The sequence below is a fragment of the Pseudomonas sp. MG-9 genome (assembly GCF_018729515.1).
In the GTDB taxonomy this organism is placed as follows: Bacteria; Pseudomonadota; Gammaproteobacteria; order Pseudomonadales; family Pseudomonadaceae; genus Aquipseudomonas; species Aquipseudomonas serboccidentalis.
The window spans coordinates 313,781-339,206 of sequence record NZ_JAHHZH010000002.1; the positions used below are offsets into that span (position 1 = coordinate 313,781).

A 25,426-nucleotide genomic window follows, 5' to 3' on the forward strand; every position below is an offset into this window, starting at 1 on the left:
ACCTTTTCTTTACCGCAGAGCAGTCGGCGCAGCGGTTGAAGGCTGCGCCGCGTGCATTACTCGATGACCAGGATGGCATCCATTTCGACTTGCGAGCCCTTCGGCAGGGCAGCAACGCCAATGGCGGCGCGGGCCGGGTACGGCTGGTCGAAGTATTTGCCCATGATCTCGTTGACCTTGGCGAAGTGGCTCAGGTCGGTGAGGAAGATGTTCAGCTTGACGATGTCCTTGAACGAACCACCGGCGGCTTCGGCGACGGCTTTCAGGTTCTCGAACACCTGGACGGTCTGGGCTTCGAAGCCTTCAACCAGTTCCATGGTCTTTGGGTCCAGAGGAATCTGACCCGACATGTAGACGGTGTTGCCGGCCTTGATCGCCTGGGAGTACGTACCGATGGCGGCTGGGGCCTTGTCGCTGGTGATAACAGTCTTGGTCATGTATGACTCCTTGTAATGGTTGAGTTATGCACGCATGCGGGTGATGCGGATGACCCCCGTCAGGGCGCGCAGTTTCTTGATCACGCGGGCCAGGTGCACACGGTCGTGGACGCTGACCACCAGTTGGACGACGCTGATGCGGCCATCGCGCTCGTCCATGCTGATTTTCTCGATATTGCCGTCGGCTGCGTTGACGCTGCTGGCCAACAGGGCGATCAGACCACGCTGGTGCTCCAGCTCGACGCGCAGTTCGACGTTGAATTCGCCGGTGACATCCTTGGCCCACGAGAGCTGGATGCATTTTTCCGGGTTGTGCCTGATTTCGCTGATGTTGCGGCAGTTGTCCAGGTGCACGACCATGCCTTTGCCCGCCGACAGGTGACCGACAATCGGGTCGCCCGGGATCGGCGTGCAGCACTTGGCGTAGCTGAGCACCAGACCTTCGGTCCCGCGAATCGCCAGTGGACCTTCCGGGCTCGGCAATTGTTCGCCTTCGCCGAGCAGACGACGTGCCACGACGTAGGCCATGCGGTTGCCCAGGCCAATGTCTTCGAGCAGGTCTTCGATCAGTTCCAGGCGATATTCGCTGAGCATCGCCTTGACCCGCTCGGCCGGGATCTTCTCCAGCGAACTGTCGAAACCGTTGAGCACCTTGTTCAGCAGGCGTTCGCCGAGACTGATGGACTCGGAGCGGCGCTGCAGTTTCAGCGCATGGCGGATGTGCGTACGCGCCTTGCCGGTGACCACGAAGTTGAGCCACGCCGGGTTCGGTCGGGCGCCGGGCGCGCTGACGATCTCGACCGTGGAGCCGCTTTGCAGCGGTTCGGACAGCGGTGCAAGACGGCGGTTGATCCGGCAGGCGATGCAGCTGTTGCCGACGTCGGTGTGCACCGCGTAGGCAAAATCGACCGCCGTGGAGCCTTTGGGCAGCTCCATGATCCGGCCTTTGGGCGTGAACACGTAGACCTCGTCCGGGAACAGGTCGATCTTCACGCTCTCGATGAATTCCAGCGAGTTGCCGGCACGTTGCTGCATTTCCAGCACGCCTTTGACCCACTGACGGGCGCGGGCGTGAGTGCCTTTGGGCTGCTCGTCACCGCTGGATTTGTACAGCCAATGAGCGGCAATGCCGTTGTTGGCCATCTCTTCCATTTCACGGGTGCGGATCTGGATCTCGATCGGTACGCCGTGCATGCCGAACAGCGTGGTGTGCAGCGACTGATAGCCGTTGGCCTTGGGGATCGCGATGTAATCCTTGAAGCGCCCCGGCAACGGTTTGTACAAATTATGTACAGCGCCTAGTACGCGGTAGCAGGTATCGACCTTGTCGACGATGATCCGGAACGCATAGACGTCCATGATCTCGTTGAAGGCCCGACGCTTGCCGCGCATTTTCTTGTAGATGCCGTAGAGGTGTTTCTGGCGACCGCTGACTTCGCCCTGAATGCCGTCGATAGCGAGGCAATGGCCGAGGGATTCTTCGATCTTGTTGACGATTTCCTTGCGGTTGCCCCGGGCGCGCTTGACCGCCTGGTAGATCCGCGCGGAACGCATCGGGTGCATCGCCTTGAAGCCAAGGTCTTCGAACTCGATACGAATTGCGTGCATGCCCAGGCGATTGGCGATGGGCGCATAGATCTCGAGGGTTTCCTTGGCGATCCGACGGCGTTTTTCCCCGGACAACACTTCCAGCGTGCGCATGTTGTGCAGGCGGTCGGCGAGTTTGACCAGGATCACGCGAATGTCGCGCGCCATGGCCATGGCCATTTTCTGGAAGTTTTCAGCCTGGGCTTCGGCCTTGGTCTCGAAGTTCATCTGGGTCAATTTGCTGACCCCGTCGACCAGTTCGGCCACGGTTTCACCGAACTGCGCTTGCAGCGCTTCCTTGGCGATACCGGTGTCTTCGATCACGTCATGCAGCATCGCGGCCATCAGGCTCTGATGGTCCATGTGCATGTCGGCAAGAATATTGGCCACGGCAAGAGGATGCGTGACGTACGCCTCGCCACTGCGACGGCGCTGACCGTCATGGGCTTGTTCGGCGTAGAAATACGCTCGGCGGACCAGGTTGACCTGGTCGTTGCCGAGGTAGGTCGATAAGCGATCGGCGAGGGCGTCTATGCTCGGCATGATGACTCCTGCCGTAGGCTGTGTTCCCGCGCCGTGCTACGTCGACCAGGCATAGGCTTAGACGGCCTCGTTGGACTCGTCCTCGAAAGCAGCAAAGAGCGGTTCATCCTGGACGATTTCCTGCTCGGCGATGAACTCGTAGCTCATCAGGCCTTCAGCGATTTCACGCAGGGCGACAACGGTAGGCTTGTCGTTTTCCCACTGGACCAGTGGCTCTTTGCCGCCGGTGGCCAGTTGACGGGCACGCTTGGTAGAGAGCATGACCAGCTCAAAGCGGTTTTCCACGTGTTCTAGGCAGTCTTCAACGGTTACGCGGGCCATGGTATTCCTCGGAGCGAATGCAATATGCGCGCTGCCCGGTTGGGCGAGCGGACTCAACAGTTTAAAAAATCACCAGCGATTAGGGAAGCGCTGATTTTTTGACCAGACCCTTCAACGCGCTGCAAGCACCAATGTAAAGCGCTTGCAGCGGTTTTGGGAAGAGCTGTTTAACCGAGCAATTCAGCCAGCAATCTGCCGAAACGCACTTGCTGGCGTTTCTGTTGCAGCTGATTGGCGCGGAAAATCGCTTTCAGATCGTCCAACGCGTGGGCGAAATCGTCGTTGATGATCAGGTAGTCGTACTCGACGTAATGGCTCATCTCGTTGACGGCTTCACGCATCCGGCCATCGATGATCTCGTCGCTGTCCTGGCCGCGGTTGGTCAGGCGCTGGTGCAGGGCTTGCAGCGACGGCGGCAGGATGAAGATCGAGCGCGCCTGCGGCATCAGCTTGCGCACTTGCTCGGCACCCTGCCAGTCGATTTCCAGAATCAGGTCGTGACCTTCGTCCAGTGTCTGCTGCAGGCGGCTTTGCGAGGTGCCATAGAAGTTGCCGAAGACTTCGGCGCGTTCGAGGAAGTCGCCGTGTTCGCCCATCTTCACGAACTCTTCGCGCGTCACGAAGTGATAGTTCACACCGTCCACTTCGCCCGGGCGCATGGCGCGGGTGGTGTGGGAAATCGAGACGCGGATTTCCGGGTTGGTGTCGGTCAACGCCTTGACCAGGCTGCTCTTGCCTGCGCCCGAGGGGGCGGAAATGATGTACAGGGTGCCAGTGCTGTGGGTCATGTCGGGGTAGCCTTACTCAATATTCTGCACTTGTTCGCGCATCTGCTCGATCAACACCTTGAGGTTGACGGCGGCTTGGGTGCTGCGCGGGTCGAAGGCCTTGGAGCCCAGTGTGTTGGCTTCGCGGTTGAGTTCCTGCATCAGGAAGTCCAGGCGCCGACCGGCGGCACCGCCGGACTTGAGCACCCGGCGAACTTCGATGATGTGGGTGCTCAGGCGATCCAGTTCTTCGGCCACATCGCTCTTTTGCGCGAGCATGACCATTTCCTGTTCCAGGCGCTGCGGGTCCAGCTCGGCCTTCATGTCGGCGAAGCGATCGAGGACTTTCTGGCGTTGGGTCGCGAGCATCTGCGGCACCAGTTCGCGCAGGGTCACGACGTCCTCTTCAATGGAGGTCAGGCGCTCGTTGATCAGGCGTGCCAGCTCCGCGCCTTCGCGCTCGCGGCCGGCCTTGAGCTCCTTGAGGCCTTGATTGAACAGTGCCAGTGCCTCGGCGTTCAGCGCTTGCGGGTCAGTGGCATCGGCCACCAGCACGCCAGGCCAGGCCAGCACTTCCAGTGGGTTCAGCGCCGCCGGGTTCTTGATCAGGCCGGCAACCGTTTCGGCAGCGGCGACCAGTTGCGCGGCGCGCTCGCGGTCGACTTGCAGTGGCTTGCCGGTGCTTTCTTCGGTAAAGCGCAGGGTGCATTCCAGTTTGCCCCGCGACAGGCCCTGGCGCAGCGCTTCACGCACGGCGCCTTCGAGGTCGCGGAACGACTCCGGCAGGCGCAGGTGCGGTTCGAGATAGCGGCTGTTGACCGAGCGCAGCTCCCAGCTCAGGGTGCCCTGGACGCCGGCTTTCTCGACGCGGGCGAAGGCGGTCATGCTGTGCACCATGGCGGTGACCTCGCAATGCAGATCGGCGCAGAAGGGATGTTCCGCAGGCTCGATATCAATGAATTTAAGCCGACTGGCAGCAAAGGCGCAGGATTGTAGCGCAGTGCGGCGGATGCGCCCAAACACACGGTGTGACAAAGGGCTGCAGGCCGTCGGTTATGCGCGTTTCAGGGCCTTGGGTCGACGGCCGGAATTTTTAACCCGTGCCCAGGCGCGGTGCAGCGCTCTATAATGCTCGGCAGTTTTCCGTCCCCAGTACAGGTATTCCCTATGAAACGTCCAAGTGGTCGCGCTGCCGATCAGCTTCGCTCGATCCGCATTACCCGCAACTACACCAAACACGCCGAGGGATCCGTACTGGTCGAATTCGGTGATACCAAGGTCATCTGCACCGTCAGCGTCGAAAACGGCGTGCCGCGTTTCCTCAAAGGCCAGGGCCAGGGCTGGTTGACCGCCGAATACGGCATGCTGCCGCGCGCCACTGGCGAGCGTAACCAGCGTGAAGCGAGCCGTGGCAAGCAGGGTGGCCGCACTCTGGAAATCCAGCGTCTGATCGGCCGCTCCCTGCGCGCTGCGCTGGATATGTCCAAGCTGGGCGACGTGACCCTGTACGTCGACTGCGACGTGATCCAGGCTGACGGCGGCACCCGTACCGCGTCGATCACCGGCGCCATGGTGGCACTGGTCGATGCGCTGAAAGTGATCAAGAAGCGCGGCGGCCTGAAAGGCGGCGACCCGCTCAAGCAAATGATCGGCGCGGTGTCGGTCGGTATGTATCAGGGCGAGCCGGTGCTGGATCTGGACTATCTTGAAGATTCCGCCGCCGAGACCGACCTCAACGTGGTGATGACCAGCACCGGTGGCTTCATTGAAGTTCAGGGCACCGCTGAAGGCGCGCCGTTCCAGCCTGAAGAGCTGAACGCCATGCTGGAACTGGCCAAGAAAGGCATGAACGAAATCTTCGAGCTGCAACAGGCTGCACTGGCCGACTGAGCAGGTTCGTAACCCGCAAGGAGGACGCGATGAGTGATGAGCAAGAGTTACTGCCCAAACCGAGCCAGGAGGTTCGCCAATGGGCGATGTTTTGTCACTTGTCCGCCTTGCTGGGGATCTGGATTCCGTTCGGCAACCTGATCGGGCCGTTGATCCTGTGGCAGATGAAGCGCGAAACCGATCCGTTCATCGATGCCCAGGGCAAGGAAGCGCTGAATTTTCAGATCACCGTGGCGATTGCTGCCGCGATCTGCCTGCTGCTGATGGTGTTGATCATTGGCTTCTTCCTGCTGGGTCTGCTGGCCATCGGTGCACTGGTGCTGACGATCATTGCCGGGGTGAAGGCTAATGAGGGGTTTCCTTACCGTTACCCTTTCACTTGGCGGTTGATCAAATAACAACCAGTGCAAATCCCCTTGTAGGCGTGAGCCTGCTCGCGATAGCGGTCTGTCAGTCGCTGTATCCGTGACAGGAATATCGCCATCGCGAGCAAGCCCGCTCCCACAGAGCGGCAAAAATCAGCGCGCACAAAAAAGCCGACAGCGATGTCGGCTTTTTTGCATCCACGAATCGACGCTTAGATGGTCAGCGTCCAGTCGTAGTCGACGATCAGCGGCGCGTGCTGCGAGAACCGTGGCTGACGCGGCAGGCGTGCGCTGCGCACGAAGCGTCGCAGGCCCGGGGTCAGCAACTGGTAGTCGAAGCGCCAGCCCAGATTCAGCATCTCGGCCTGTTCGTTGTCCGGCCACCAGCTGTATTGGTCGCCTTCGCGGCTGACTTCGCGCAGCGCATCGACATAGCCCATGTTGCCGACAATCTCGTCCATCCAGGCGCGTTCTGGCGCCAGGAAGCCCGGGGATTGCTGGCTGTCGCGCCAGTTCTTGATGTCGAGCTTCTGCTGCGCCACGTACAGCGAGCCACAATAAATGTACTCGCGACGTTTGCGCCGCTGTTTGTCCAGGTACTTGCCGAAGTCGTCCATGAGCTTGAACTTCTGGTTCAAGTCCTCATCGCCGTTCATCCCCGAAGGGAGCAGCAAGGTGGCAATACTGACTTTGTCGAAATCTGCTTGCAGGTAGCGCCCGTAGCGGTCGGCCGTCTCGAAACCGAGACCGCTGATGACAGCCTTCGGTTGCAACCGCGAATACAAAGCCACGCCACCTTGGGCAGGGACTTCAGCATCGCAGGCATAAAGGAAGTAGCCATCCAGTTGGAAGGCTGGGTCATCCAGTTCAAAGGCGGAGGCACGGGTGTCCTGCAGGCAGATGACGTCGGCATTCTGTGCTTGCAGCCAACTGAGCAAACCACGCTCGACTGCAGCCTGAATACCATTGACGTTCACACTGATGATCCGCATAAATGGCCCCAAAAATCGCGTGCGTGTATGATACACGGCGTCAAGCTAATTAGCTAAATCCGTGGTATTTGGGGTTTTTTTCATGCAAGCGTATCAGCGCGATTTCATTCGTTTTGCCATCGATCGCGGCGTTTTGCGCTTCGGTGAGTTCACCCTGAAGTCCGGGCGCACCAGTCCTTACTTCTTCAACGCCGGCCTGTTCAACTCGGGCTCGGCCCTGGCGCAGCTGGGGCGTTTCTACGCGGCAGCCATTGTCGAGAGCGGCATTGCGTTCGACGTGCTGTTCGGCCCGGCCTACAAAGGCATCCCGCTGGCGGCGACCACCGCCGTCGCGCTGGCCGAGCACCACAACCGTGACCTGCCATGGTGTTTCAACCGCAAGGAAGCCAAGGCCCACGGCGAAGGTGGCAGTCTGGTGGGCGCGCCGCTGACCGGCGACGTGCTGATCATCGACGATGTAATTACCGCCGGCACCGCAATCCGCGAAGTGATGCAGATCATCGCGTCCCAGGAAGGCGCCAAGGCCGCCGGTGTGCTGATCGCCCTGAACCGTCAGGAGCGTGGCAACGGCGAGCTGTCGGCAATTCAGGAAGTCGAGCGTGACTTCGGTATCCCGGTGATCAGCATCGTTTCGCTGAACCAGGTGCTGGAGTTCCTCGCGGATGATCCGCAGCTCAAACAGCATCTGCCGGCCGTGGAAGCGTATCGCGCCCAGTTCGGCGTGTAATCGCGCCCGCAGGCAAACAAAGACCCCGTTCAGTCAGGCTGAGCGGGGTCTTTTTGTTTGCGTTCACCGCAGGTTTCGCCACTTTTTCAGTAATTTCAGCGTCAGGCGTGCGTTGATCAGTGCAAAAGCCAAAAGCGCCAGCACCACCATCACGTAAAGCGTGCGATCAACATCAAAATCCCATAGATCCAATGTACTGCTGCAAAAAATGCCTACGGCGGCCGGCAGGTTGACGTAAAACAGCGCTGCAAAGGCGCCTGTCAGCGGCAGCGCACGCCAATAAACAGCATTCTTGATCTTCTCGCGGCTGCGTTTTTTGTTCTGCGGACCTGTTTGGTATTCATCCAGCACCAACGCCTCATTGAGCGTCGGCCAAGCCAGATTGAACATGAAGGTGGTCAAGGTCAGCAGCAAGCTACTGACCGCGACGATGTCACTGAACGGCATTGAGCCCCAATGTCGCGCACAACAAATCGTGAGAATCCTCACTGATTTCGAACTGCCCGGCGCTGCCTTTGCGCTTGATGATGGGTTTAAACGTTGGTTCGTTTTGGGTGATCAGCATGTTCAGCTCATCGCGAATTACGTCCGAACTGATGACGACCAGATAGATATCTTTTGCGTGTTCCGCAGACGCTACGACCGCGCGCATGCTGTGCTGCAGGATGTCGTCGAGCTGATTACGAAAGCGCGACACGGTGTTTTTCAGCAGGGTTTTGCTTTGGCTTTGAGTCAGCTGGAAGATCGTCGAGATTTGCGATTCTGTTGGCAAGGTCTGCCCGAAGTAGCTTTGAATCAGGTAAAGCAGGCGATCCTGCTTGGCCTCATCGGCCCGGCTGGGCATGCCGCCCTCGACCAGCATTTTCAGGTATTCGGTCAGGCTGGCCTTGGCGATGCGCTGGAGGGCGTGGGCGATATCCGCATCGCCGATGCGCAGGGTTTTTTTGACCGGCTCCTTTTGCTCCAGCTCGAAAGCGTTGGCGTCGATCGTGAACGAGATCTGCATGGTTCGGGCCTCCGCGATTATTTGGAAGACTGATCCGGATACGGATCCGCCGCAGCATCGCCCTGGCCGCTCAAGATATTCCAGCCATTGAGCACATGGGTGCTGGGTTTGTAGTCGGGGCAGGGTGGCAGCGAGGTTTTCGACTGGTTGGAATATTCGCGTCCACAGTCTGCACATTCATAGGTGCCTGCTGAAACGTCGCTGCCGTAAGGTACGTGGTTTTTTTGCATGGGGAAGATCTCCTGTGGATTCAGGGAAGATCCTATGGAGATTGTTGCTGTCGCGATGTCGGACGCTTCGTTGATGAGCGTCGGACATTTCTCTCGCGCACAAAAAAGATCGCAGACTTCGTCAGCTCCTACAGGGAATTCATACGACTGAAATTCCGCTTTTTAGACGCTGTCGCAGGCTGCGATCTTTTACGTGATCAGCGATCAGGGGCGCTTGCGATTGCTGATCAGCGTGCCCACACCGGTATCGGTGAAGATTTCCAGCAGGATCGCGTTCGGTACGCGACCGTCGATGATCAGCGAGCTGCCGACACCGCCCTGCACCGCTTCCAGTGCGCAGCGGATTTTCGGCAGCATGCCGCCGTAGATGGTGCCATCGGCGATCAGGTCGTCGACCTGCTGGGTGCTCAGGCCGGTCAGGACGGTGCCCGACTTGTCCATCAGGCCGGCGATGTTGGTCAGCAGCATCAGTTTCTCGGCTTTCAGCGCCTCGGCGACTTTGCCGGCCACCAGGTCAGCGTTGATGTTGTACGACTCGCCATTCTCACCGACGCCGATTGGCGCGATCACCGGAATGAAGTTGCCCTTGACCAGCAGGTTGAGCAGTTCGGTGTTGATCCCGACCACTTCGCCCACCTGACCGATGTCGATGATTTCCGGCTGGGTCATCTCCGGGGTCTGGCGGGTGACGGTCAGTTTCTTTGCACGAATCAGCCCGGCGTCTTTACCGGTCAGGCCGATGGCGCTGCCGCCGTGACGGTTGATCAGGTTGACGATGCTTTTGTTGACCTGGCCGCCGAGGACCATTTCCACTACGTCCATGGTCGCGGCGTCGGTGACGCGCATGCCATCGACGAAGTGGCTTTCGATCGACAGGCGCTTGAGCAGATCACCGATCTGCGGGCCGCCGCCGTGAACCACGACCGGGTTGATGCCCACGGCTTTCATCAAGACGATGTCGCGGGCGAAGCCGGTTTTCAGCTCCTCGCTTTCCATCGCGTTGCCGCCGTATTTGATCACCAGGGTCTTGCCGACATAACGTCGGATGTAAGGCAACGCTTCGGACAGGACCTGGGCGGTGTGGGCGGCGGCTTCGCGTTCGAGGGTCATTCAGGGCTCCGGGTGAATCAGAACGGTAGTTGGAGATCAGGTGCAACGCGTTTCAGTTGGGCGTGGAACACATCCTTGATGCGCTGCAATTCAGCCTCGTCATCGGCCTCGAAGCGCAGCACCAGCACCGGTGTGGTGTTGGACGCGCGCACCAGGCCCCAGCCTTTGGCGTAATCGACCCGCACGCCGTCGATGGTGGTCAGGTCAGCGCCTGCGCCCCACTGTGCGTCGTGCAGTGCATCAATGATGCTGAATTTGCTCTCTTCGGTCACATGGATATTGATTTCTGGCGTAGAAATATCGTTCGGGAAGGTCGCAAACAGTTCTTCGGCGGTGGATTTTTCCTTGCTGAGGATCTCCAGCAGGCGCGCGGCGCTGTAGATGCCATCGTCGAAACCGAACCAGCGCTCCTTGAAGAAGATGTGCCCGCTCATTTCTCCGGCCAATAGAGCACCGGATTGTTTCATTTTCTTTTTGATCAACGAATGACCGGTCTTCCACATTAGCGGGCGACCGCCGTATTCCTTGATCAGCGGCACCAGGCGGCGGGTGCATTTGACGTCGAAGATGATTTCCGCGTCCGGGTTGCGCGCCACCACGTCGCGGGCGAACAGCATCAGCAGGCGGTCCGGGTAGACGATGCTGCCGGTGTTGGTCACCACGCCGACACGGTCGCCGTCGCCATCGAAGGCCAGGCCGATATCGGCGTTGGTTTCCTTGACCTTGGCGATCAGGTCGACGAGGTTTTCAGGCTTGCCCGGGTCCGGGTGATGGTTGGGGAAGTTGCCGTCGACTTCGCAGAACAGCGGGATAACTTCGCAGTTCAGCGCTTCGATCAGTTGCGGGGCGATCACGCCGGCTGCGCCGTTGCCGCAGTCGACCACGACTTTCAGGCGTCGGGCCAGTTTGACGTCCCGAACGATTTCGGTGGTGTAGCGGTCAAGGATCTCGACCTGGGTCACGCTGCCCTGACCGCTGGTCAGGTCATTGGTCTTGATGCGCTCGTGCAGCACCTGGATCTGCTCGTTGGCGAGGGTGTCGCCGGCGATCACGATCTTGAAGCCGTTGTAGTTCGACGGGTTATGGCTGCCGGTGAGCATCACCCCCGACTTGCCAGCCAGGACGTTGGCCGCGTAGTACAGCGCCGGTGTCGGGACCAGGCCTACATCGCTGACGTGGCAGCCGCTCTCTGCGATACCGCGGATCAGCTCGGCGACCAGCTCCGGGCCGGACAGGCGGCCGTCACGGCCGACCGACACGTTCGGCTCGCCCTGGGCCAGGCTCTGCGAACCGATGGCGCGACCGATCCAGTAGGCGGTTTCGGCATTGAGGAATTCCGGCACGGTGCCGCGAATGTCATAGGCGCGGAAGATGCTGTCAGGAAGCTTCGGGGCGATCTTGGCTGGGGTGCTCATCTGCGGAAGTGCTCCATCTCGAAAGTGGCGGGACAGACCGACGATTCACTCGGCGGCAGGCTCAAACTGAAGGGTATGACGGCGTTTTCCACGCAGAGTTCGTGGTATGAAAGGGCCATGATGTCTCGGCGGGCGTGGCTTTCGGCCGGCAAAACCTTGATTTACGGTGTTAAAACCTGTCGTTGAAAATGCACAAATTTCCCCTGTAGGAGCTGCCGAAGGCTGCGATCCTTTGACTTTGGTTTTTTAAGATCAAGATCAAAAGATCGCAGCCTGCGGCAGCTCCTACAGGATATTCATGTGGTTACTTGGTGCCGGTATGGCCGAAACCGCCCGCGCCGCGTTCGGTTTCAACGAACTCTTCAACCATTTCGAAGTGCGCCTGGACCACTGGCACCAACACCAGCTGCGCCAGACGCTCGCCGACCGTCATGGTGAAGTCGTTCTGGCCGCGGTTCCAGCAGGACACCATCAGCGGGCCCTGGTAATCGGAGTCGATCAGGCCCACGAGGTTACCCAGCACGATGCCGTGCTTATGGCCCATGCCCGAGCGCGGCAGGATCAGCGCGGCGAGGTTCGGGTCGCCGATGTAGACCGACAGACCGGTAGGAATCAGCACGGTTTCACCCGGCTTGATCACGATGTCCTGTTCCAGCATGGCGCGCAGGTCGAGCCCGGCGGAGCCCGGGGTGGCGTATTGCGGCAGCGGGAATTCGGTACCGATGCGTGGGTCGAGGATCTTGGCTTGCAAAGCGTGCATGTAAATTAAACCTGGTTCAGACGTTCGGCGATAAAAGTGACCAGTTGGCGAGCGATCTTGCTCTTGCTGGTCTGGGCGAAAACAGTGGCGTGAAGCTCACGGTCGATCACGCTGCAGGCGTTTTCTTCGCTGTTGAAACCGATGCTCGGGTTGGCGACGTCGTTGGCGACGATCAAATCGAGATTCTTGTCCTTGAGCTTGCGTGCAGCGTAGTCGAGCAGGTGTTCGGTCTCGGCGGCGAAGCCGACACTGAACGGACGGTCGGGACGGGTCGCGATGGTGGCCAGGATGTCCGGGTTGCGCACCATTTGCAGGACAAAGCCGTCGCCGCTTGTAGGGTCTTTCTTGAGTTTTTGCGGGGCAACGACTTCCGGACGGTAGTCCGCCACCGCTGCCGAGGCGATGAACACGTCGCACGGGATGGCCGATTCACAGGCGGCGAGCATGTCGCGGGCACTGACCACGTCGATACGCGTGACGCGATCCGGCGTCGGCAGGTGTACCGGGCCGCTGATCAGGGTCACGCGGGCGCCGGCTTCCACCGCCGCTTCGGCGAGGGCAAAGCCCATTTTTCCGGAGCTGTGGTTGGTGATGTAGCGCACCGGGTCGATGTTTTCCTGGGTCGGGCCGGCGGTGATCACCACGTGCTTGCCGGTCAGCGCCTGACGCTGGAAGCAATCCGCCGCGCACTGCGCCAGATCGGTGGCTTCCATCATCCGGCCCATGCCGACGTCGCCGCAGGCCTGGCTGCCGGAGGCCGGGCCGAAGGTCTTCAGGCCACGGCTTTCCAGGAGTTGCAGGTTGGCCTGGGTCGCCGGGTCGCGCCACATCGCCTGGTTCATTGCCGGAGCAACGGCCACAACGGCGTCGGTGGCCAGCACCAGAGTGGTCAGCAAATCGTTGGCGATGCCTTGGGCCAGACGGGCGATCAGGTCGGCGGTGGCCGGTGCAATCAGCACCAGATCGGCCCACTTCGCCAGCTCGATGTGGCCCATCGCGGCTTCGGCGGCCGGGTCGAGCAAATCCAGGTGAACCGGGTGCCCGGACAGGGCCTGCATGGTCAGCGGGGTGATGAACTCCGCGCCGCCATGGGTCATGACCACGCGCACTTCGGCGCCCTGGTCGATCAGGCGACGAACCAGATCAGCGCTCTTGTAGGCCGCAATGCCGCCGCCGACGCCCAGAACGATGCGTTTCCGATACAGCCGCTGCATAGGTCTGCCTTTCATTTCGTGGGTGACATACGTAGCGAAACCCCCTCCCCAGGGTGAATTCGCCCGCAAAAAAGATGGGCTACGATATCACAGCGACCGCTACGGAACAGCGGCGCCCACAGACAAGGAATGTGTATGAGTATTCGCGATTGGCCTGCGGCGGAACGACCGCGGGAACGGTTATTGGAACAAGGTTCGGCGAGTCTTTCGGACGCCGAGTTGCTGGCAATCTTTTTGCGCACTGGAGTGGCTGGAAAAAGCGCAGTAGATCTGGCGCGACATCTGTTGAATCAGTTTGGCAGCCTGCGTTTGCTGCTTGAGGCCGATCTGGAAGCCTTCAGCAAAGAGTTGGGCCTGGGGCCTGCAAAGTTTGCCCAGTTGCAGGCCGCTCAGGAAATGAACAGGCGCCACCTGGCCGAGCGTTCACGCGAAAAAACGGCGCTGGAGAACCCGAAAGCCGTCCGCGATTACCTCAAATCCATGCTGCGCCATGAGCCGCACGAGGTGTTTGGTTGCCTGTTTCTCGATTCCAAGCATCAAGTGCTGACGTTCGAGGCACTGTTTCGCGGCTCGATCGACAACACCAGCGTGCATCCTCGGGAGGTTGTGAAGCGCGCGTTGGCCAACAACGCGGCGGCGGTGATCCTGTGTCACAACCATCCGTCGGGCAATACTGATCCGAGTCAGGCGGATCGCTTGCTGACCAAGCGCTTGCAGAAGGCGTTGGAGCTGATTGACGTGCGGGTGCTGGATCACTTCATCGTGGGTGACGGGGAGCCGCTGTCGATGGCGGAATGCGGCTGGATGTAACTCTCAGGAACAAGCGCAAACCCATGTAGGAGTGAGCCTGCTCGCGATGGCGTCACTTCAGTCAACCTGTTCGGTGACTGAAAGATTGCTTTCGCGAGCAGGCTCACTCCTACAGGTTTTGTGCAGACAGGTTACTTCAGGTTGACCTTGGAGTAATCCTGCCGCCCAAACGGGCTTACCGAGTAACCCTGCACATCCTTGCGCGTCAGCGCGAAAGCGGTCGGATGCGCCAGCGGCAACCACAGCGCCTGCTGCTGAATCTGCGCCTGCGCCTGTTCATACAGCTTGGTGCGTACGCCTTGCTCGCTGGTGGTCTTGCCGGCGCTGATCAGCTTGTCCAGATCGGCATTGCAGTAGCGGGCGAAGTTGGTCCCGGACTTGACCGCCGCGCAGGAAAACTGCGGCGTGAGGAAGTTGTCCGGATCACCGTTGTCGCCGGCCCAGCCCATGAACAGCAGGTCATGCTCGCCAGCCTTGGCGCGGCGAATCAGTTCGCCCCACTCGATCACGCGGATCTCCGCCTGAATGCCGATTTCCGCCAGATCCGATTGCAGCAGCTGCGCGCCCAGGCTCGGGTTCGGGTTGAGCAGGCTACCGGACGGGCGCGTCCAGATGGTGGTCTGGAAGCCGTCCTTGAGTCCGGCCTTGGCCATCAGCGCCTTGGCCTTGGCCACGTCGTGCGGATAGCCCGGCAGGTTCTTCGCGTAGCTCCAGGTGTTCGGCGGGTAAGGGCCGCTGGCGGGCTCTGCGGTGTCTTCGAACACGGCTTTGACGTAGTTGGCCTTGTCGAAGGCAAGGTTGATCGCCTGGCGCACTTCCGGCTTGTCCAGCGGTGGATGCTGGCTGTTGATGCCGACGAAAGCGGTCATGAAGGCGTCAGTCTTTTCCACCTTCAGCGTCGGCTCTTGCTGCGCCGCTTGCACATCCAGCGGTTTCGGCGAGAGGGCGATCTGGCACTCGTTGCGCCGCAGCTTTTGCAGGCGCACGTTGGCGTCCGGGGTGATGGCGAAGATCAGCGGGTCGACCGAAGGCTTGCCGCCAAAGTAGTCCGGGTTGGCCTTGTAGCGGACCGAGGCGTCTTTCTGGAAGCGCGTGAAAATGAACGGGCCGGTGCCGATCGGTTGGCTGTTGAGCTTGTCGGTCGCGTCAGCCTTGAGCAGCTTTTCGGCGTATTCGGCGGAATAAACGGAAGCGAAACCCATGCTCAGGGTCGCCAAAAACGTTGAATCCGGGTGGTCGAGAGTAAAGCGCACGGTCAGCGGGTCGAGTGCGTCGATCTTCTTGATCAGCGCCGGCAGCTGCATGGACTGGGCGTGCGGGAAGCCGCTTTGCGCCACTTTGTGCCATGGGTTGGCCGGGTCGAGCATGCGGTCGAAGCTGAATTTGACGTCTTCGGCGCTCAGGGTGCGGGTCGGCTTGAAATAGTCAGTGCTGTGAAACTTCACCTGCGGGTGCAGCTTGAACACATAAGTCAGGCCGTCGGTGCTGACTTCCCAGCTGTCGGCCAGGCTCGGCACGACTTTGCCGCTGGCGGTGTCGAAGTCCACCAGGCGGTTCATCAGCACGTCGGCCGAAGCGTTGGTGGTGGTCAGCGAGTTGTATTGCACCACGTCGAACCCTTCAGGGCTGGCCTCGGTGCAGACGCTCAGGGCAGCGGCCTGGGCCAGGGGGCTCAGCAAAAGCGGGGCGAGCAACAGGGGTAGGGCAGCGAGGCGCATGGTCGGCTTCCTTTACAGATCGAAGGCCATCTGCAGGTGCAGTCTGGAAAAGGGTTACCCTAGAGGGCCGGATTACAAATGACTATCCCCTTTTTGCATTTTTCGGGCCGGGACAGTGGTGTTTTTCAGACCGCAGCGCGCTGTGAAAAGTCGCAAGCGTGCTCAAGGGCGGTTTTCTGCGACGAGTGGTCAAAACTCGCAGCAGCCTTTATCCAAGGCGTCCGCAGCCGGAAAATGCGCCTTTTTGCCGGTTGATTGCACATCCATTGTTGTTGCACCCCGGTCTTTCTGGTATAAAGCAGCGCTCTTTTCTAGGGGCCCGGTTCCTTCACTGTAGGTGTAGCCGGTAAGACCTCTAAAGAAACGCGGCGCCTGGCGCCAAATGACTGAGAGATTAAGCGGCCAACCCATGCCGGGTTGGGCATGTGGTTTTAGAGGGCTGAGGCATGTCGAGAGTATGTCAAGTTACCGGTAAGGGTCCGGTAACCGGGAATAACATTTCCCACGCAAACAACAAAACCCGTCGTCGTTTCCTGCCGAACCTGCAGCATCACCGCTTCTGGGTTGAAGAAGAGAAACGTTTTGTGCGTCTGCGCGTATCTGCCAAAGGCATGCGCATCATCGACAAGCGTGGCATCAGTGTCGTGCTCGCCGAACTTCGCCGCGATGGCAAGATTTAAGGGAGCTAATCATGCGTGAATTGATTCGTTTGATCTCGAGCGCCGGTACTGGTCACTTCTACACTACCGACAAGAACAAGCGTACTACTCCGGACAAAATCGAGATCAAGAAATATGATCCGGTTGTTCGCAAGCACGTGATCTACAAGGAAGGCAAAATCAAGTAATTGATTTTTCCCGACTTACAAAAAAGGCCCGTATCTCACGATACGGGCCTTTTTTGTTGTCTTCAGATTTGCATCGCCTGTCCGGGCCTCATCGCGAGCAGGCTCACTCCTACATTGGAATGCGCTCACCTGTAGGAGTGAGCCTGCTCGCGATAGGGCCGGATCAGCCAGCGAAAATCCTCAAGCCTTCTGTTCGAAGATCACATAGACCTTGCGGCAAGCTTCGAGCACTTCCCAGGTGCCACGGAACCCTGCCGGAATCACAAAGCGGTCGCCCACACGTAGCGTCTTGGCATTGCCATCGCTGTCACGCAGTACCGAAACCCCCTGCAGGATTTCGCAATATTCATGCTCGGTGTAATTCACCGTCCACTGGCCAACCGCCCCTTCCCACACGCCGACGCCCATTTGCCCACAAGGGCTGTCGTATTGATTGAACACCGCTTGCTCGGGATCGCCCTTGAGCACTTTGGCCGGGTCCGGGCGATAGCGTTCGGCTGCGCTGGTGGTCAGGCTGATGTCGACGACGTTCTGGATGTTCATTGTTGTTTTCTCCCGTGATGACGGCGCGGTGGCTTGAAAGGGCCAAAGTCTATGTTTATTAAAATGAACACCGCAAGGCCGTATGGCGCGCTTATGTCAAATATATTGAAACAACCCCGGCCGCTGGTTTAGGGTGGCGGGTGCCTTGGGCCGAAAAGCAGGCTGGCCGGGCAGCATTCCTGAAGACGACCGCGAAGAACGCGGCGCTCTATTCAACAAGAGGAGGACACTCGAATGACCACCCTGACTCGTGCCGATTGGGAACAACGCGCCCGTGACCTGAAGATCGAAGGCCGCGCCTACCTCAATGGTGAATACACCGACGCCGTTTCCGGCGAGACTTTCGAGTGCATCAGCCCGGTCGATGGCCGCCTGCTGGGCAAGATCGCCAGCTGTGACGCTGCCGACGCTCAGCGCGCCGTGGAAAATGCCCGCGCCACCTTCAATTCCGGCGTCTGGTCGCGCCTGGCGCCGACCAAACGCAAAGCCACCATGATCCGTTTCGCCGGCCTGCTCAAGCAGCACGCCGAAGAACTGGCGCTGCTCGAAACCCTCGACATGGGCAAGCCGATCAGCGATTCGCTGTACATCGACGTGCCGGGCGCGGCGCAGGCGCTGAGCTGGAGCGGTGAGGCGATCGACAAGATCTACGACGAAGTCGCCGCCACTCCGCACGATCAACTGGGTCTGGTGACCCGCGAGCCGGTCGGCGTTGTCGGCGCTATCGTGCCGTGGAACTTCCCGCTGATGATGGCCTGCTGGAAGCTGGGCCCGGCGCTGTCCACCGGTAACTCGGTGATCCTCAAGCCGTCGGAAAAATCCCCGCTGACCGCCATCCGTATCGCCGCACTGGCCGTTGAAGCCGGTATTCCCAAAGGCGTGCTCAACGTGCTGCCGGGCTACGGTCACACTGTTGGCAAGGCGCTGGCCCTGCATAACGACGTCGACACCCTGGTGTTCACCGGTTCGACCAAGATCGCCAAGCAACTGATGATCTACTCCGGCGAATCGAACATGAAGCGCGTGTGGCTGGAAGCCGGTGGCAAGAGCCCGAACATCGTGTTCGCCGATGCGCCGGACCTGCAAGCCGCTGCCGAATCCGCCGCCAGCGCCATCGCTTTCAACCAGGGCGAAGTCTGCACCGCTGGTTCGCGTCTGCTGGTCGAGCGTTCGATCAAGGACAAATTCCTGCCGATGGTGATCGAGGCGCTGAAAACCTGGAAGCCGGGTAACCCGCTCGATCCAGCCACCAACGTCGGTGCGCTGGTCGATACCCAGCAGATGAACACTGTGCTGTCGTACATCGAGTCCGGTCACACCGACGGCGCCAAACTGGTGGCCGGTGGCAAGCGCATCCTGCAGGAAACCGGTGGCACTTATGTTGAGCCGACGATTTTCGATGGCGTGAGCAACGCGATGAAGATCGCCCAGGAAGAGATCTTCGGTCCGGTGCTGTCGGTCATTGCGTTCGACACTGCCGAAGAGGCGATCCAGATCGCCAACGACACGCCGTATGGCCTGGCCGCTGCGGTATGGACCCAGGACATCTCCAAGGCCCATCTGACCGCCAAGGCGCTGCGTGCCGGCAGCGTATGGGTCAACCAGTACGACGGCGGGGATATGACCGCACCGTTCGGTGGCTTCAAACAGTCGGGCAACGGTCGCGACAAGTCGCTGCACGCGTTCGACAAGTACACCGAGCTGAAAGCGACGTGGATCAAGCTGTAAGCCGCTGAGGGGAGCCTGATTCAATCAGGCTCCCAAACCAGACAGAGATCCCTGTGGGAGCGAGCTTGCTCGCGAATGCGGTGTATCAGTCAGCAAATCTGCTGAATGTGAAACCGTATTCGCGAGCAAGCTCGCTCCCACAGTGGTTTTGTGGTGCATATAAGAATATCCACAGGAGCGTGGACCATGCGTTGGGCGACGTATTTCGCCGTGTTGGCGTCTGTCTTGAGTGTCGGTCTGGCCCTGGGGGTCAGCATGCCGCTGGTGTCGCTGCGTCTGGAGGGCTGGGGCTATGGCGCTTTCGCCATCGGCGTGATGGCGGCGATGCCGGCGATTGGCGTGCTGTTGGGAGCGAAGATTTCCAGCCATCTGGCGGCGCGTTTGGGCACGGCGAACCTGATGCGTCTGTGCCTGTGGGCCGGCGCGTTGTCGATCGGTTTGCTGGCGCTGCTGCCGAGTTATCCGATCTGGCTGGTGCTGCGGCTGATGATCGGGGTGATCCTGACCATCGTGTTCATCCTCGGTGAGAGCTGGATCAACCAGTTGGTGGTGGAGAACTGGCGCGGGCGCCTGGTCGCGCTGTATGGCAGCAGTTATGCGTTGAGCCAACTGTCTGGTCCGTTGCTGCTGGGCGCGCTTGGCACTGAGCACGATTATGGTTTCTGGGTGGGCGTCGGACTGCTGACGGTTTCGCCTTTTCTATTGATGGGCCGCAGCGGTGCGCCGAGCAGTGAAGCCAGCAGCGTGACCTTTAGCGATCTGTGGGGCTTTGCCCGTGAGCTGCCGGCGATTGCCTGGGCGGTGTCATTGTTCGCCGCATTCGAGGCGATGATCCTGACGCTGCTGCCGGTGTATTGCCTGCAGCAGGGCTTCACTGCCGAGATCGCGCTGGCGATGGTCAGCACGGTGGTGGTGGGCGATGCGTTGCTGCAACTGCCGATTGGTGCGTTGGCTGACTACCTGTCGCGGCGCACGTTGTTCACCGGCTGCGCCGTGATCCTGATGCTGTCGAGCCTGGCGATTCCGCTGTTGCTCGATACGCTGTTGATCTGGCCGTTGTGGGTGCTGTTCGGGGCCAGTGCTGGCGGGTTGTTCACCTTGTCCCTGATCCTGATCGGCGAGCGCTATCGCGACGATGCGCTGGTGCGGGCCAACGCGCACATCGCGCAACTGTGGGGTGTTGGCTGTCTGATCGGGCCGTTGATGGCGGGGGCGGGGAGTCAGTGGATCAGCGGGCATGCGTTGCCGTTGTTGATGGCGGTTGGGGCGTTTGGGTTGGTGCTGCTGCTTTTGCGCCAGGGTGCGTTTGGCTCTGCGCAGACAGCTTGAAGTCAAAAGATCGCAGCCTTCGGCAGCTCCTACAGGGGAATGCATTTCAAACTGTAGGAGCTGCCGAAGGCTGCGATCTTTTGCTTTTAAAGCATTCTTTCCAGGCCGACGGTGGTGCTGAACCAAGCATTGAAGCGCCGCCACCAGCTCCCCGGCTCCTTGGTCAGCGTGTGCAGCTGGCCGTTGTCCTCGGTCACCCAGACGACCTTGCCATCCTGCAGTTTCGCCTGATAACTCAGCGCTGGGGCCATGCCTTGCAGGGCCAGTTCGCGAACATGCCAGGCCAGTTCCGGGCTGTCGACCAGGACCCCGACTTCGGTGTTCCACAGCACCGAGCGCGGGTCGAAGTTGAACGAGCCGATGAAGGATTTCTGCCGGTCGAAAATCATCGCCTTGCTGTGCAGGCTGGAATCCGAACCACGAAACGACTTGCTGTAGAACAGGTGCGGGCCGCTGCCGTAGTTATCCCCGGGCTGACGGCGTAGTTCATACAGTTTCACCCCGTGCTCCAGCAGCGCCTTGCGGTATGGCGCATAACCGCCGTGCACTGCCGGCACGTCGGTGGCTTCCAGTGAGTTGGTCAGCAGGCTCACTGACACCCCGGCGTCGGCGCGACCGGTCAGGTACACCAGCCCCGGCTGGCCGGGCACGAAGTACGCCGAGATCATGATCAGCTCTTGGTTGACGCCGTTAAGCTCCGGCGCCAGTTGCGTGGTCAGCAGCAATTGCGGGTCCGGCTCGTCCTTGGCCAGCACCTTGCTTGGGGCGTCCCACAGCGCCTGGTTCCAGGCCCAGATCAGTTCCTTGCGCCAGATGTCCATGCGCGGTGCGGTCTTGAATCGCATCAGCTGTTGATACAACGCGTGATTCTGTTTACGGGTTTCATCCAGCGATTCTTCCAGGCGCGTGCGGGTGTTCTGCAAGTCCTTGGCCGTCGGTTTGCTGGAGAGGAATTCGTCGATCGGCTTGCTCAGCGCGCTGTTCCAGTACTGATCGAAACTGTGCCCGAGCTGCTCGGCCACCGGGCCGACGCTGAGCATGTCGATGTCGGTGAAATTCAGGTTCGGCTCGGCATCGAAGTACTCGTCACCCAGATTGCGCCCGCCGACGATGGCCACGCTGTTGTCCGCCAGCCACAGTTTGTTGTGCATGCGTCGGTGTTGCAGCGACAGGTTGAACAAGCGCCCGGCGGCGCGGGTCACGCCGGTGCTGCGGCCCAGGTGCAGCGGGTTGAACAGGCGGATATGGATCTGTGGATGCGCCGCCAGCGTGGCGATGATCGTATCGAGGCCGTCGCTGGTGGTGTCGTCGAGCAGGATGCGCACGCGCACGCCACGGTCGGCGGCTTTGAGCAGTTCTTCCACGAGCATCCGCGTGCTGACGCCGTCATGGACGATGTAGTACTGCAAGTCGAGGCTGGTTTGTGCCTGGCGAATCAGCTCGGCGCGGGCGGTGAAGGCCTCAGTGCTGTTGGACAGCAGGCGAAACCCGGAGCGCCCCTGATAGGGCGCGGCCTGAGCCTGGATCGAGCGGCCGAAACTGGAGTCCGACGCCGGCAGCGCCTGGCTGGGCTCGCGCGTTACGTCGAGGTTGGCGCAGCCGCTCAGGAGCGAGGCGAGCATCAGCAAAGCGAGTAGGGGCTGTCTGAAGCTCACGTAGGTTCATTCCGGTCGGCAGCAAAGGTCGGCATATGGACGCTGATCACTCGAAAAAAGTCAGTCGGCTTCGGCCAGTAATTTGATTGCCGCTGCACCGACCTTGCGCACCGCCTCTTCGATCTGTGGTGTCGGTTTGGCAGCGTAGTTCATCCGCAGGCAATTGCGGTACTTGCCCGAGGCGGAAAAAATGCTGCCGACGGCAATCTGTACGCCTTGGTCATGCAGCGCACGATTGAGTTTCAGCGTATCGAACCCTTCCGGCAGTTCGACCCACAACATGAAGCTGCCCTGTGGCCGGCTGGCACGGGTACCGGCCGGGAAATAACGGGTGACCCAGTCGATCATCGCGTCGCGATTGCGCTGGTATTGAGTGCGCATACGCCGCAAATGCGGTTCGAAGTACCCACCTTTGAGAAATTCGGCAATGGCAATCTGCGGCTGCGGCGCGGTGGAGCCGGTGCTGATGTATTTCATGTGCAGCACCCGCTCCAGATAACGTCCCGGCGCGACCCAGCCGATGCGCAGCCCCGGCGCCAGAGTCTTGGAAAACGAACTGCACAGCAGCACGCGACCGTCCTCGTCGAAGGACTTGATCGTGCGCGGGCGCGGGTAGGTGTAGGACAGTTCGCCATACACATCGTCTTCGATGATTGCCACGTCGAAGCGCTGCGCGAGGTTCAGCAGAGCGCGTTTACGCGACTCCGGCATGATGTAGCCCAGCGGGTTGTTGCAGTTGGGCGTGATCTGGATGACCTTGATTGGCCATTGTTCCAGCGCCAGCTCCAGCGCTTCGAGACTGATACCGGTCAGCGGGTCAGTGGGGATTTCCAGGGCTTTCATGCCCAGGCCTTTGAGCGTCTGCATGGCGCCGTGAAAGCTCGGCGAATCCACTGCAACAATGTCACCCGGCTCGCAGATCGCATGGATGCTGGTGGACAGCGCTTCGTGGCAACCGGTGGTGATGACCAGGTCGCTGGCGCTCAACTGGCAGCCGGAATCGAGCATCAGTCGGGCGATCTGTTCGCGCAGCTCGAGGGTGCCGTGGATGTTGTCGTAATACAGACCGGGCATGTCCTGGCGGCGGCTGATCCGCGCCAGTCCGCGCAGCAACGGTTTCATGGTTGGCGAAGTGACATCCGGCATGCCGCGACCCAGTTGCACCACGTCCTTGCGCGGCACCGCGCGGATCAGTTCCAGCACCTGATCCCATTGCGAAATCTCCACCGGGCGTTGCGCCGGACGCCCGACTGCAGGCAGCTCCGGCAACTCGCGACCCACTGGCACGAAGTAGCCGGACTTCGGTTTTGGCGTTGCCAGACCGCTGTCTTCGAGCACGCGATAGGCCTGCTGCACGGTGCTCAGGCTGACCCCATGTTCTACGCTCAAGGCGCGCACCGAAGGCAGGCGATCGCCAGGACGGTAGAAGCCTTTTTCGATGCGGGTGCCGAGCAGCTCGGCGAGGTTCACATACAGGGTCATGGCACTGCCTCGATGCAGTTGATTCGTTAAACCAGTACAGATGTGGCAAAAATCGGTAATTCAGACTCAGTTTCGGCAAATCTGTATGGAGTTAATACAGGTGTGTTGAATCTGTAATGCTTTTGTCGACCCACGCATCATGGAATCTCTGGCTACCCAAGTAAACAGGAGCGTCAAAAATGAACGGCTTGAGCGATGTGCGGCTGACGTTACACAGTCAGGAACTGGAGGCAGGGCAGAGAGACAGTGCGCGCAACGAGATGTTGCGCAATGCACCGTCCGGCCTGGGTCGCTGGGGTCTGTTCTGGCATCGTCTGCACACGCGCAAGGTGTTGCTGACACTGACGCCGGAGCAGCTCAAGGATGTCGGGCTGACCCGCGAGCAGGCGCTGGAGGAGGGGTTGAAGCCGTTTTGGCGGTTGTAACTTGATTTGGAATGCATTCCCCCTGTAGGAGCTGCCGCAGGCTGCGATCTTTTGACTTTGTTTTTGAAGATCAAAAGATCGCAGCCTGCGGCAGCTCCTACAGGGGCAGCGGCTTTCAGACCAGCTCTTTGAGCCGATGCCACAACATCCCCAGCGCCAGCAACGGCGAGCGCAGATGCTTGCCGCCCGGGAAGGTGATGTGCGGCACCTTGGCGAACAGGTCGAACCCGCCGCTGTGCTGACCGCTGATCGCCTCGGCCAGCAGCTTGCCTGCCAGGTGCGTGGCGTTGACCCCGTGTCCGGAATAGGCCTGGGCGTAATACACGTTCGGCTGATCATTGAGCCGGCCAATCTGCGGTAAACGGTTGGCGCCGATGCCGATCATGCCGCCCCACTGATAGTCGATCTTCACCCCGGCCAGTTGCGGAAAGACTTCGAGCATCTTCGGCTGCATGTACGCACCAATGTCCTTTGGATCGCGCCCCGAGTAATGGCAGGCGCCACCGAACAGCAGACGGCGATCCGCCGAGAGCCGGTAGTAATCCAGCGCCACCCGCTGGTCGCAGACCGCCATGTTTTGCGGCAGCAGGGCGTTGGCCTGCTCTTCGCTCAACGGCTCGGTGGCGATGATGTAGCTGCCGGCCGGCAGCACCTTGCCGCTGAGTTGCGGGTTGAGGTCATTAAGATAAGCGTTGCAGCCCAGTACCAATGTCTTGGCGCGTACTGAGCCTTGCGCGGTGTGCACACGAACTTCAGGGCCGTAATCGATGCGCGTGACGGCCGACTGTTCAAACAGTTTGACGCCCATTTGCTGCGCGGCGGCGGCCTCGCCCAGCGCCAGGTTCAGCGGGTGCAGATGCCCCGAGCCCATGTCGATGAAGCCGCCGACGTAGCGTTTGGAGCCGACCACGGTGTGCATCTGGTCGGCTTGCAGCAAGCGGGTTTCGTAGCGATAGCCGAGGCCGCGCAGTTCTTCGGCTTCTTCGGCAAAGCCTTCGAGGTCGGCAGATTTGTTGGCGAGGTCGCAGTAGCCCCAGGTCAGGTCGCACTGGATCTGCCAACGTTCGACGCGCTGACGGACGATTTCCACCGCTTCCAGACCCATGAGTTTCATCTGGCGTACGCCATCGGTGCCGATGACGTTGGCGAACTGATCGAGACCGTGACCGACCCCGCGAATCAACTGCCCACCGTTGCGACCGCTGGCGCCCCAGCCGATCCGGTGCGCTTCCAGCAACACCACGCTGAGGCCGCGCTCGGCCAGTTCCAGCGCGGTGTTCAGCCCGGAAAACCCGCCGCCGACCACGCACACGTCGGCAATCACTTCACCCAGCAGCTGCGGATGATCAGGCTGCGGCAGGCTGCTGGCGGCATAGTAAGAGGCAACGTGGGGTTGGCTCGCGAAGGTTCGGGCGCGGGCATTCATGGGCATTGTCCAACGGCTGAGTGTCGAGAAAATTTGACGGAGCATAAGCCGCACGCCCGAAGACGGGCAACACTGGTCGGCCGTTACTGTCTGGATCAC

At 60.3% G+C, this 25,426-nt stretch carries 26 protein-coding genes and 1 pseudogene; 9 read left to right on the forward strand and 18 right to left on the reverse strand.

The window, feature by feature from the left end; genetic code table 11:
* Positions 1–56: 56 nt before the first annotated feature.
* From ridA to KKQ10_RS06080, 5 genes are all read right to left on the reverse strand, one after another.
* The gene (gene ridA / locus KKQ10_RS06060; RefSeq protein ID WP_003229509.1) at positions 57–437 is read right to left on the reverse strand and encodes a deaminase RidA; all 381 of its coding nucleotides are present in this window, start codon (positions 435–437) and stop codon (positions 57–59) included.
* Positions 438–461: 24 nt separating this feature from the next.
* A complete protein-coding gene (spoT, locus tag KKQ10_RS06065) occupies positions 462–2,567 on the reverse strand; it encodes a bifunctional GTP diphosphokinase/guanosine-3',5'-bis pyrophosphate 3'-pyrophosphohydrolase (protein ID WP_025112705.1) in 2,106 nt (701 codons plus the stop codon).
* 57 nt (positions 2,568–2,624) lie between these two features.
* Positions 2,625–2,888 carry a DNA-directed RNA polymerase subunit omega gene (gene rpoZ, locus KKQ10_RS06070; protein WP_008030604.1) on the reverse strand — a complete coding sequence of 88 codons (264 nt, stop codon included), beginning with the start codon at positions 2,886–2,888 and terminating at the stop codon, positions 2,625–2,627.
* Positions 2,889–3,055: 167 nt separating this feature from the next.
* Positions 3,056–3,676: a guanylate kinase gene (gmk, locus tag KKQ10_RS06075; RefSeq protein WP_127648088.1), complete on the reverse strand. Its 621-nt coding sequence runs from the start codon at positions 3,674–3,676 to the stop codon at positions 3,056–3,058.
* A 12-nt stretch (positions 3,677–3,688) separates the two neighbouring features.
* Complete coding sequence (locus tag KKQ10_RS06080) at positions 3,689–4,552, reverse strand: YicC/YloC family endoribonuclease (RefSeq protein WP_115986348.1); 864 nt, start codon at positions 4,550–4,552, stop codon at positions 3,689–3,691.
* Positions 4,553–4,822: 270 nt separating this feature from the next.
* On the opposite strand from KKQ10_RS06080, the gene rph reads away from it, so the two are divergent.
* Positions 4,823–5,545 (forward strand): ribonuclease PH, encoded by a 723-nt coding sequence (rph, locus tag KKQ10_RS06085; protein WP_064589819.1) that lies wholly within the window; start codon positions 4,823–4,825, stop codon positions 5,543–5,545.
* Positions 5,546–5,574: 29 nt separating this feature from the next.
* The gene (locus KKQ10_RS06090; RefSeq protein WP_003229492.1) at positions 5,575–5,943 is read left to right on the forward strand and encodes a DUF4870 domain-containing protein; all 369 of its coding nucleotides are present in this window, start codon (positions 5,575–5,577) and stop codon (positions 5,941–5,943) included.
* Positions 5,944–6,122: 179 nt separating this feature from the next.
* On the opposite strand, the gene crc is transcribed toward KKQ10_RS06090, so the two are convergent.
* Positions 6,123–6,902, reverse strand: a complete 780-nt coding sequence (gene crc, locus KKQ10_RS06095) for a catabolite repression control protein Crc (protein WP_003229491.1) — start codon at positions 6,900–6,902, stop codon at positions 6,123–6,125.
* Between the two features lie 82 nt (positions 6,903–6,984).
* Here crc and pyrE point away from each other — a divergent pair, with 82 nt between their 5' ends.
* Positions 6,985–7,629, forward strand: a complete 645-nt coding sequence (pyrE, locus tag KKQ10_RS06100) for an orotate phosphoribosyltransferase (RefSeq protein ID WP_127648086.1) — start codon at positions 6,985–6,987, stop codon at positions 7,627–7,629.
* A 63-nt stretch (positions 7,630–7,692) separates the two neighbouring features.
* On the opposite strand, the gene KKQ10_RS06105 is transcribed toward pyrE, so the two are convergent.
* From KKQ10_RS06105 to coaBC, 7 genes and pseudogenes are all read right to left on the reverse strand, one after another.
* Positions 7,693–8,076: a hypothetical protein gene (locus KKQ10_RS06105; RefSeq protein ID WP_215500546.1), complete on the reverse strand. Its 384-nt coding sequence runs from the start codon at positions 8,074–8,076 to the stop codon at positions 7,693–7,695.
* The gene (locus KKQ10_RS06110) at positions 8,063–8,635 is read right to left on the reverse strand and encodes a hypothetical protein (RefSeq protein WP_215500768.1); all 573 of its coding nucleotides are present in this window, start codon (positions 8,633–8,635) and stop codon (positions 8,063–8,065) included. The genes KKQ10_RS06105 and KKQ10_RS06110 overlap by 14 nt, the downstream gene beginning before the upstream one ends.
* A gap of 17 nt (positions 8,636–8,652) precedes the next feature.
* Positions 8,653–8,865: a hypothetical protein gene (locus KKQ10_RS28625; protein WP_274658723.1), complete on the reverse strand. Its 213-nt coding sequence runs from the start codon at positions 8,863–8,865 to the stop codon at positions 8,653–8,655.
* 204 nt (positions 8,866–9,069) lie between these two features.
* Positions 9,070–9,975 (reverse strand): acetylglutamate kinase, encoded by a 906-nt coding sequence (argB, locus tag KKQ10_RS06115; RefSeq protein ID WP_003229488.1) that lies wholly within the window; start codon positions 9,973–9,975, stop codon positions 9,070–9,072.
* A gap of 17 nt (positions 9,976–9,992) precedes the next feature.
* Positions 9,993–11,396, reverse strand: a pseudogene (locus KKQ10_RS06120) (phosphomannomutase/phosphoglucomutase); the annotation flags it as partial.
* 298 nt (positions 11,397–11,694) lie between these two features.
* Entirely contained in the window at positions 11,695–12,150 is a 456-nt protein-coding gene (gene dut, locus KKQ10_RS06125) for a dUTP diphosphatase (RefSeq protein WP_047596787.1), read from the reverse strand.
* Positions 12,151–12,155: 5 nt separating this feature from the next.
* A complete protein-coding gene (coaBC, locus tag KKQ10_RS06130; protein ID WP_003229480.1) occupies positions 12,156–13,364 on the reverse strand; it encodes a bifunctional phosphopantothenoylcysteine decarboxylase/phosphopantothenate--cysteine ligase CoaBC in 1,209 nt (402 codons plus the stop codon).
* 135 nt (positions 13,365–13,499) lie between these two features.
* On the opposite strand from coaBC, the gene radC reads away from it, so the two are divergent.
* Positions 13,500–14,174, forward strand: coding sequence for a RadC family protein (radC, locus tag KKQ10_RS06135; protein ID WP_215500548.1), 675 nt, complete (start codon positions 13,500–13,502; stop codon positions 14,172–14,174).
* A gap of 131 nt (positions 14,175–14,305) precedes the next feature.
* Here the strand turns inward: radC and KKQ10_RS06140 are convergent, their stop codons facing one another.
* Positions 14,306–15,892, reverse strand: coding sequence for an ABC transporter substrate-binding protein (locus tag KKQ10_RS06140; protein WP_127648080.1), 1,587 nt, complete (start codon positions 15,890–15,892; stop codon positions 14,306–14,308).
* A gap of 446 nt (positions 15,893–16,338) precedes the next feature.
* On the opposite strand from KKQ10_RS06140, the gene rpmB reads away from it, so the two are divergent.
* Both rpmB and rpmG read left to right on the forward strand, forming a co-directional pair.
* Positions 16,339–16,572, forward strand: coding sequence for a 50S ribosomal protein L28 (rpmB, locus tag KKQ10_RS06145; RefSeq protein WP_003229474.1), 234 nt, complete (start codon positions 16,339–16,341; stop codon positions 16,570–16,572).
* A gap of 11 nt (positions 16,573–16,583) precedes the next feature.
* Complete coding sequence (rpmG, locus tag KKQ10_RS06150) at positions 16,584–16,739, forward strand: 50S ribosomal protein L33 (RefSeq protein ID WP_003177274.1); 156 nt, start codon at positions 16,584–16,586, stop codon at positions 16,737–16,739.
* Between the two features lie 180 nt (positions 16,740–16,919).
* Here rpmG and KKQ10_RS06155 read toward each other — a convergent pair whose 3' ends face one another.
* Positions 16,920–17,282 (reverse strand): cupin domain-containing protein, encoded by a 363-nt coding sequence (locus tag KKQ10_RS06155; RefSeq protein WP_041071946.1) that lies wholly within the window; start codon positions 17,280–17,282, stop codon positions 16,920–16,922.
* 234 nt (positions 17,283–17,516) lie between these two features.
* Between KKQ10_RS06155 and KKQ10_RS06160 the strand changes: the two genes are divergently transcribed.
* Positions 17,517–19,010 carry an aldehyde dehydrogenase gene (locus KKQ10_RS06160; RefSeq protein WP_122596715.1) on the forward strand — a complete coding sequence of 498 codons (1,494 nt, stop codon included), beginning with the start codon at positions 17,517–17,519 and terminating at the stop codon, positions 19,008–19,010.
* A 186-nt stretch (positions 19,011–19,196) separates the two neighbouring features.
* Positions 19,197–20,339: an MFS transporter gene (locus KKQ10_RS06165; protein WP_215500549.1), complete on the forward strand. Its 1,143-nt coding sequence runs from the start codon at positions 19,197–19,199 to the stop codon at positions 20,337–20,339.
* Between the two features lie 86 nt (positions 20,340–20,425).
* On the opposite strand, the gene KKQ10_RS06170 is transcribed toward KKQ10_RS06165, so the two are convergent.
* Together KKQ10_RS06170 and KKQ10_RS06175 are read right to left on the reverse strand one after the other, a co-directional pair.
* Positions 20,426–21,994 carry a phospholipase D family protein gene (locus KKQ10_RS06170; protein ID WP_215500550.1) on the reverse strand — a complete coding sequence of 523 codons (1,569 nt, stop codon included), beginning with the start codon at positions 21,992–21,994 and terminating at the stop codon, positions 20,426–20,428.
* A gap of 60 nt (positions 21,995–22,054) precedes the next feature.
* Positions 22,055–23,476 (reverse strand): aminotransferase-like domain-containing protein, encoded by a 1,422-nt coding sequence (locus tag KKQ10_RS06175; RefSeq protein ID WP_215500551.1) that lies wholly within the window; start codon positions 23,474–23,476, stop codon positions 22,055–22,057.
* Between the two features lie 179 nt (positions 23,477–23,655).
* On the opposite strand from KKQ10_RS06175, the gene KKQ10_RS06180 reads away from it, so the two are divergent.
* The gene (locus KKQ10_RS06180) at positions 23,656–23,901 is read left to right on the forward strand and encodes a DUF1127 domain-containing protein (RefSeq protein WP_127648073.1); all 246 of its coding nucleotides are present in this window, start codon (positions 23,656–23,658) and stop codon (positions 23,899–23,901) included.
* A gap of 115 nt (positions 23,902–24,016) precedes the next feature.
* Here the strand turns inward: KKQ10_RS06180 and KKQ10_RS06185 are convergent, their stop codons facing one another.
* Positions 24,017–25,327 carry an NAD(P)/FAD-dependent oxidoreductase gene (locus tag KKQ10_RS06185; protein ID WP_215500552.1) on the reverse strand — a complete coding sequence of 437 codons (1,311 nt, stop codon included), beginning with the start codon at positions 25,325–25,327 and terminating at the stop codon, positions 24,017–24,019.
* Positions 25,328–25,426: the final 99 nt, after the last annotated feature.

Bases quoted from the DNA above. Each gene is read 5' to 3' on its own strand.
- ridA (WP_003229509.1), bottom strand. From the start codon at position 437: ATGACCAAGACTGTTATCACCAGCGACAAGGCCCCAGCCGCCATCGGT.
- rpoZ (WP_008030604.1), bottom strand. From the start codon at position 2,888: ATGGCCCGCGTAACCGTTGAAGACTGCCTAGAACACGTGGAAAACCGC.
- coaBC (WP_003229480.1), bottom strand. From the start codon at position 13,364: ATGCAGCGGCTGTATCGGAAACGCATCGTTCTGGGCGTCGGCGGCGGC.
- KKQ10_RS06155 (WP_041071946.1), bottom strand. From the start codon at position 17,282: ATGAACATCCAGAACGTCGTCGACATCAGCCTGACCACCAGCGCAGCC.
- KKQ10_RS06175 (WP_215500551.1), bottom strand. From the start codon at position 23,476: ATGACCCTGTATGTGAACCTCGCCGAGCTGCTCGGCACCCGCATCGAA.
- KKQ10_RS06185 (WP_215500552.1), bottom strand. From the start codon at position 25,327: ATGAATGCCCGCGCCCGAACCTTCGCGAGCCAACCCCACGTTGCCTCT.
- rpmG (WP_003177274.1), top strand. From the start codon at position 16,584: ATGCGTGAATTGATTCGTTTGATCTCGAGCGCCGGTACTGGTCACTTC.
- rpmB (WP_003229474.1), top strand. From the start codon at position 16,339: ATGTCGAGAGTATGTCAAGTTACCGGTAAGGGTCCGGTAACCGGGAAT.
- dut (WP_047596787.1), bottom strand. From the start codon at position 12,150: ATGCACGCTTTGCAAGCCAAGATCCTCGACCCACGCATCGGTACCGAA.
- gmk (WP_127648088.1), bottom strand. From the start codon at position 3,676: ATGACCCACAGCACTGGCACCCTGTACATCATTTCCGCCCCCTCGGGC.
- KKQ10_RS06165 (WP_215500549.1), top strand. From the start codon at position 19,197: ATGCGTTGGGCGACGTATTTCGCCGTGTTGGCGTCTGTCTTGAGTGTC.
- KKQ10_RS06090 (WP_003229492.1), top strand. From the start codon at position 5,575: ATGAGTGATGAGCAAGAGTTACTGCCCAAACCGAGCCAGGAGGTTCGC.
- KKQ10_RS06110 (WP_215500768.1), bottom strand. From the start codon at position 8,635: ATGCAGATCTCGTTCACGATCGACGCCAACGCTTTCGAGCTGGAGCAA.
- spoT (WP_025112705.1), bottom strand. From the start codon at position 2,567: ATGCCGAGCATAGACGCCCTCGCCGATCGCTTATCGACCTACCTCGGC.
- pyrE (WP_127648086.1), top strand. From the start codon at position 6,985: ATGCAAGCGTATCAGCGCGATTTCATTCGTTTTGCCATCGATCGCGGC.
- rph (WP_064589819.1), top strand. From the start codon at position 4,823: ATGAAACGTCCAAGTGGTCGCGCTGCCGATCAGCTTCGCTCGATCCGC.
- argB (WP_003229488.1), bottom strand. From the start codon at position 9,975: ATGACCCTCGAACGCGAAGCCGCCGCCCACACCGCCCAGGTCCTGTCC.
- KKQ10_RS06180 (WP_127648073.1), top strand. From the start codon at position 23,656: ATGAACGGCTTGAGCGATGTGCGGCTGACGTTACACAGTCAGGAACTG.
- KKQ10_RS06140 (WP_127648080.1), bottom strand. From the start codon at position 15,892: ATGCGCCTCGCTGCCCTACCCCTGTTGCTCGCCCCGCTTTTGCTGAGC.
- KKQ10_RS06160 (WP_122596715.1), top strand. From the start codon at position 17,517: ATGACCACCCTGACTCGTGCCGATTGGGAACAACGCGCCCGTGACCTG.
- KKQ10_RS06080 (WP_115986348.1), bottom strand. From the start codon at position 4,552: ATGGTGCACAGCATGACCGCCTTCGCCCGCGTCGAGAAAGCCGGCGTC.
- KKQ10_RS06105 (WP_215500546.1), bottom strand. From the start codon at position 8,076: ATGCCGTTCAGTGACATCGTCGCGGTCAGTAGCTTGCTGCTGACCTTG.
- crc (WP_003229491.1), bottom strand. From the start codon at position 6,902: ATGCGGATCATCAGTGTGAACGTCAATGGTATTCAGGCTGCAGTCGAG.
- KKQ10_RS28625 (WP_274658723.1), bottom strand. From the start codon at position 8,865: ATGCAAAAAAACCACGTACCTTACGGCAGCGACGTTTCAGCAGGCACC.
- radC (WP_215500548.1), top strand. From the start codon at position 13,500: ATGAGTATTCGCGATTGGCCTGCGGCGGAACGACCGCGGGAACGGTTA.